This is a genomic window from Alteromonas sp. AMM-1 (genome assembly GCF_047290655.1).
GTDB classification, from domain to species: Bacteria; Pseudomonadota; Gammaproteobacteria; order Enterobacterales; family Alteromonadaceae; genus Alteromonas; species Alteromonas mangrovi.
Map to the genome: position 1 here is coordinate 1 of NZ_JBLBUE010000196.1, position 5,906 is coordinate 5,906.

The following is a 5,906-nucleotide window of genomic DNA, read 5'->3' on the forward strand; positions in this document are numbered from 1 at the left end:
AAAACGCTTGCTCTGTGCGCACTGCACTCAGGTACTTTTCATTCAGCATGTTGTCCAGGTTCAGGCTCACTGAAATCTGCTCGTTTACGCTGTACTGAACATAGCCGCCCAACAACGCATAACTGTCTTGCGAAATACGGCCATAACCGGTGTCAAAGTAGGTTTCGCTTTGCCATCTTACCGACACACCGGCTTTCAGCTTTTCTTCCCAGCTGGGCGAGTAATCGGCCAGTAATTTCAGTGTGCGACGAGGAATAAAGGTACGGGCTTCGTTGCCGTCAGCGTCGTCCATGGTAAGAGCGGTGAATCCACCCTGCACAAACCATTCATCAGATACCTTGCCCGAAACTTCCAGCTCTATACCGTTGGAGTCTACCGTTACGCCGCGATACAGTGCGTAGTTAAAGTCGTCTGAGTAATCGTCATCGTCAACGCCATCACCATCGCCGTACTCAATGAACTCATACAGGTTTTCCTGCTCGGTTCTGAATACAGCAAGGCTAACCAACAGGTTGTTTTCAAGGCGTTTCTTCATGCCGATTTCGTAACTGCGGCCTTCGGCTGACCCCAGTGGCTCAAGATCTTCATTCAGGTAGTACTGCGGCTGATAAATGTCGCTGTAACTGCCATAGATGTTGAGGTCTTCTAACACTTCCCAGGTAAAGCCCAGGTAAGGGCTGCTGCCATCTTCAGTGGTAGACGTTGACGCGCCCCAGGACTCACCTTCGTTCTCGTAATCAACGAAACTGGCGCCCAGCACTACATCAAAGTCTTCAGTAACCGCCAGTTGAAGCGCACCGTAGTAGCGATTCAGAGTAATGTCGGTAAATCCCGCCTGATAGGGGTCTGCCCAGGTGGGTCGGGCCACTTCTGTACCCGTCCAGTCTGGCAGTGCAGGCATTACATCGAAGCCGGTTAATGCACCAAAGTCCATATCGCTGGTCTCAGCATCGGCCAGGCTCACACCAAGGTTGAAAGTGTGCTCAAGCCCCCAGGCCTGGAAAGTCCCTTGCAGGTTGTTGTCCCAAATCAGGGTTTTATCGTCGGCGGTAAATTTGCCCGGATAGCCCAGCATGCCCAGACCTGTTTCACTGTCTAACCCCGTATTTGAATAGGTGTAGAACAGTTCAGACTTGTCTTCGTAGTTAATGTAATTCACCTTGCTGGTGAAGTTCAGGTTGTCGTTAATAAACCAGTTTACTTCGGCAAACGCAGTTTGATTCAGCGTGTCCCAATAGGTCCAGTTCATCGCGCTGGTAGTAGAGACATCAAACTCTACCTGTGTGCCGTCAGAATAGATTTGCGGCACGGCTCCCCAGGTAACGCCATCACTGTTGTTATCCTGATGGCTATAGCCAAACGTTACCGTTAGCGCATCGCTGATCTGCCCATCCACAACACCGTAAAACACCGTGCGGTTATTTGAGTAATGATCCAGCCAGCTGTCTTTGTCCTGGTGCACTACAACGGCACGGGCAGCCCAGCTGCCTGAATCAGTCAACGGCGTGGATACGTCGGCCATAGCACGGAAATTCGACCAGCGTCCGGCAGTTAATGACACACTGGCCTGCTTGTCGTTACTTGGGCGTTTACGCACGTAATTTACCGTGCCAGACGGGTTACCAAGGCCGGTAATCAAGCCATTTGAACCGCGAATAAACTCCACTTTTTCATACATTGCCGTATCCAGATCGCCAACAAAAATGTCGCCAAACGGAATTCCTGAGCCATCGATGTGCATGCTGGTGATGTCGAAACCGCGGGCATTAAAATAGGTTCGGTCGGTTTCGCTTTGATCAACGTTAATACCCACTACTTGCTTAAACAAGCTGTTGATATCAAACAGGTTGTATTTGGCAATGGTGTCGTCTTCAATAATCGACAGCGACTGTGGGGTGTCGAAACTGTTAAGACCTAATCCCGTTGCACCTGAACTAAAACGCTGGATCCGGCTTTCAACAATTCTGATCACTTCTACATCGTTATCGGCTTGTTCCGCTTCAGTTTGCTCTTGAGATGTTGCCTGTGCATGCAGGCCAAACGCCAGCATAATGGGCGACAGTGCAAAAATTTGCTTCTTGGTCATAGTGTTCTCTGCTCAGTGTGGCTTATTGAATTGCACGCATTATAATTCCTACACACAATTATGCAAATGATAACTATTATTATTTGCATGCTCGTTTAGATTTTCAGCGATTCTGTGGTGAGATGAGATTCCGACGAAATGAGAAATGGGAAATGGGAAATGGGAAATGTAAAAAGAAAAACAAACAAAAAAGCGAACCGGTTTAGTGGTTCGCTTTCATTATAGAATGAACAATTGGGTACTATTTGCTTTGGCGGCGCTGTGTTTGTTCTTTGCGCATTTTGTGCTTTTTCACCGAGCGGCGCATACGACTTAAGCGAGCGTGATCCAGTTTATTCTGGCGGTCATCTACCATGCTTTCGTTTTCTGCAGGCAACTGCACTAAGTCGCGCAACGCGTTCACATCGCTCAATGGCAGTTCAACCCACGCACCTTGTGGCAAACGTTTTTGCAGTTCAATCGGCCCGTAACGAACGCGAATCAGTCGGCTTACCTGACAATCCTGGGTTTCCCACAAACGGCGTACCTCGCGGTTACGCCCTTCTTCCAGTGTTACGTTAAACCATTGGTTAACACTTTCATCGTCGTTGGGACGTTGCTTAATGGTGGTAAATTTGGCAATTCCATCTTCCAACTCAACCCCTTTGGTAAGGGCCTGAAGCGATTTAGCGGAGACTTCACCAAAAATTCGCGCAGCATATTCGCGCTCAACTTTACAACGCGGGTGCATCAGGCGGTTTGCCAGTTCACCGTCGTTGGTGAACAACAGTAAACCACTGGTGTTAATATCCAGGCGACCTACCGCAATCCAGCGCCCCTGGCTTATATTAGGTAAGCGGTCGAATACGGTACTTCGCCCTTCCGGGTCAACACGTGTGCACAATTCACCTTCCGGCTTGTTGTACATCAGTACGCGGCACACCGGCGTATCCTGGATACGCGCAACAACGTGCCCGTCTACCCGGATCTGCGCGGTTGCATCCACGCGGTCGCCTAATTTGGCAATGCCGCCGTTAACCGATACCCGGCCCTGCTCAATCCAGCGTTCCATTTCCCGGCGAGAACCGAGGCCATGATTAGCAAGGACTTTCTGTAATTTCTCTGTCATTAGTGTAATGGCTCTGTTTGGTCGCTATCACTCAATACCTTTAATGATGCATCTGCTACGTCTTCCAGTGACTGCATAAAGGCATCGGCATTGGGCAAGTCCGACAAGGACTTCAGCGAAAAGTAATCTAAAAATTGTTTGGTGGTGGCATACAGGGCTGGTCTGCCCGGCACTTCTTTATGACCCACTACCTTTACCCACTCACGCTCTGTGAGGGTTTTGATGATATTACTGCTTACCGCTACGCCCCTTACCTGTTCAATCTCACCACGGGTAATGGGTTGTCGGTAGGCAATTAATGCCAGGGTTTCTAACATTGCACGAGAATACCGTGGACTGGTTTCCTGCCATAACCGGCTGAGCCAGGGGCTTAAGCTGTCGAGCGACTGAAACCGGAACCCGCTGGCCACTTCAACCAGTTGAATACCACGCGGACGATAATCGAGCATTAGTTCATCAAGCGCTGATTTTATCGCTTTATCGGCCACGGTAAAATCCGCAAGCACAGTATTTTTCAATTTTTCTATCGAAACCGGCTCATCTGACACAAAAATCGTGGCTTCGATCAGCTGTTTTAACTGCTGCGCATTAATCTTCTTCATGATGACTTCCCAACTTCACATGAATTCTGGCATAGGGGCCAGCTTGCACCAGGCGAATACTCTGTCCTTTTACCAGTTCCAGAATCGCCAAAAAAGTCACAACTACGCCTGCGCGCCCCTCTTCCCTGGTAAACAGCGCTTCCATGGGTGTATAGGTATCGGTACTCAGGGTTTGCAGTATCATGCTCATGCGCTCCCGGGTACTCAGTGCTTCCGGCGCAATATGGTGATGTTCAAAGGCCGCAGCCCGTTGCATGGCCGCCGAGAATGCCAGCACCAATTCCTACAGGCTAACATCGGGCTGAATGATCACAGGCTCAATGCTGTCGGAAGGGGTAACTAACACTTTAAAGATGTCGCGCTCCATGCGCGGTTGTAAATCCAAATCTTCTGCTGCTTGTTTTACCAATTCGTATTCTTGCAAGCGGCGAATCAATTCTGCACGCGGATCGGCCTCGTCATCATCGTCATCTGAGCGCCGGGGCAATAGCAATCTTGATTTTATCTCCGCCAAAATCGCAGCCATCAGCAGGTATTCTGCCGCCAACTCCAACTTCAACGACAACATTACGTCAACGTATTCCATGTACTGACGGGTGATCTCTGCCACCGGCATACTGGTAATGTCGAATTTCTGTTTGCGGATTAAATACAACAATAAATCCAGCGGGCCCTCAAAAGATTCTAATATGACTTCCAGCGCATCGGGCGGAATGTAGAGATCTTCGGGCTTTTGAATAACCGCTTCGCCATGCACAAACGCCAGCGGCAGCGGCTGCTGTACTGGCTCCTTGGAAGGGACTGTCAGGTTATCGTTGGTGTCGGTCATTACAGAAACGGCTTAATATCGCCTGCGCCTTCACGCACAATTACCGCGTCGCCTTCACTCAAATCCACTACCGTTGTTGGCTGTTCGCCCAAATAACCACCGTGTAAAATTAACCCAACCTGCTTTTCCAGCTTGTCGCGAATTTCATCCGGATCAGACTCAGCCACCTGTGCGCCGGGCAGAATAAGCGAGGTCGACATCAGCGGTTCGTTCAATTCTTCCAGCAGCGCCAGCGCTATAGCGTTATCGGGTACACGGAGCCCAATGGTTTTGCGCTTGGGATTTGCAACCTGCGTGGCACTTCACGGGTGGCTTTTAACACAAAGGTATAGGGCCCAGGCGTATTATTCTTAATTTGACGGAACGCGGTGTTATCTACTTTGGCGTAAACCGATAATTCCGACATATCACGGCACATCAGCGAAAAATTGTGATCGGTGTCGATTTGACGGATCCGGCAAATTTGCTCTAAGGCGCGCTTGTCTTCCATCTGACAACCAATGGCATAGCCAGAATCGGTGGGGTACACAATTACCTCGCCCTGGCGAATCAATTCAACCGCTTGCTTAATTAAACGGGTTTGCGGGTTATCGGGGTGTACATAAAAAAACTGGCTCATATTGTTTATCCCTTTGGAATACTGGCAGGAATAATCCCCCAGTCGTGCCACACTGGTGTCAGTGTATCGCTTTTTAAGCCACAACGCCCGAGTTCTGTCCATCGGCCGGGCAAATGAAAATCGGACCCAGCTGAGGCTAAAAAGCCGTATTCGGCTACCAGTTCACACAACAACTGCTGTTTTGACGGATTAGCCGTGGGAAATACCACTTCAACGGCATCGCCATTGGCTTGTTTAAAGTCGGTAAGTAAGCGTCGTAACCATTTTGTGGTCATATCGTAATGCAACGGGTGCGCCAGTACGGCCTGTCCACCGGCGGCATGAATCGCCTCTACAGCTTCACTGATGCTGGCCCATTCAGCCTTCACCGCCGCGCGTTTGCCCTTGCCCAGGTACTTCTTAAAGGCGGATTCCATGTTGGATACTGAATAGCAATCCACCAGCACCCGAGCAAAGTGCGCCCGGGTAATCTGGCCATCACGGGCATAGCGTTTTGCCCGCTCAAGGGTGCCTTCGAAACCGCATTTAGCCAGCTTATCGGCGATTTTAGCAGCACGTTCATCACGTTTTTGTTGTTGAGTACTTAAAAATGCCTGCAATACGCTGTTGTGTCTGTCTATATTGAGCCCCACAACATGAATCTCAAAACTGTGCCAATGCGT

General features: G+C 49.7%; 4 protein-coding genes and 2 pseudogenes. All 6 read right to left on the reverse strand.

What is annotated here, in order from left to right:
- On the reverse strand, positions 1-2,086 hold a 2,086-nt coding region (locus ACLR2L_RS18210; protein ID WP_413370204.1), incomplete at its 3' end, for a TonB-dependent siderophore receptor.
- A 241-nt stretch (positions 2,087-2,327) separates the two neighbouring features.
- Positions 2,328-3,194: a 23S rRNA pseudouridine(2605) synthase RluB gene (gene rluB / locus ACLR2L_RS18215; protein WP_413370206.1), complete on the reverse strand. Its 867-nt coding sequence runs from the start codon at positions 3,192-3,194 to the stop codon at positions 2,328-2,330.
- Positions 3,194-3,796, reverse strand: coding sequence for an SMC-Scp complex subunit ScpB (gene scpB, locus ACLR2L_RS18220; protein WP_413370208.1), 603 nt, complete (start codon positions 3,794-3,796; stop codon positions 3,194-3,196). The genes rluB and scpB overlap by 1 nt, the downstream gene beginning before the upstream one ends.
- Positions 3,783-4,625 (reverse strand): annotated as a pseudogene (locus tag ACLR2L_RS18225) (segregation and condensation protein A). Before ACLR2L_RS18225 ends, scpB begins: the two are co-directional and overlap by 14 nt.
- Positions 4,625-5,244: pseudogene (locus tag ACLR2L_RS18230) on the reverse strand (L-threonylcarbamoyladenylate synthase). Before ACLR2L_RS18230 ends, ACLR2L_RS18225 begins: the two co-directional pseudogenes overlap by 1 nt.
- A 5-nt stretch (positions 5,245-5,249) precedes the next feature.
- The coding region (locus ACLR2L_RS18235; RefSeq protein WP_413370210.1) for a phosphatase at positions 5,250-5,906 on the reverse strand (657 nt) is incomplete at its 5' end.

Coding starts and splice junctions, on each gene's coding strand:
- rluB (WP_413370206.1), bottom strand. CDS start 3,194: ATGACAGAGAAATTACAGAAAGTCCTTGCTAATCATGGCCTCGGTTCT.
- scpB (WP_413370208.1), bottom strand. CDS start 3,796: ATGAAGAAGATTAATGCGCAGCAGTTAAAACAGCTGATCGAAGCCACG.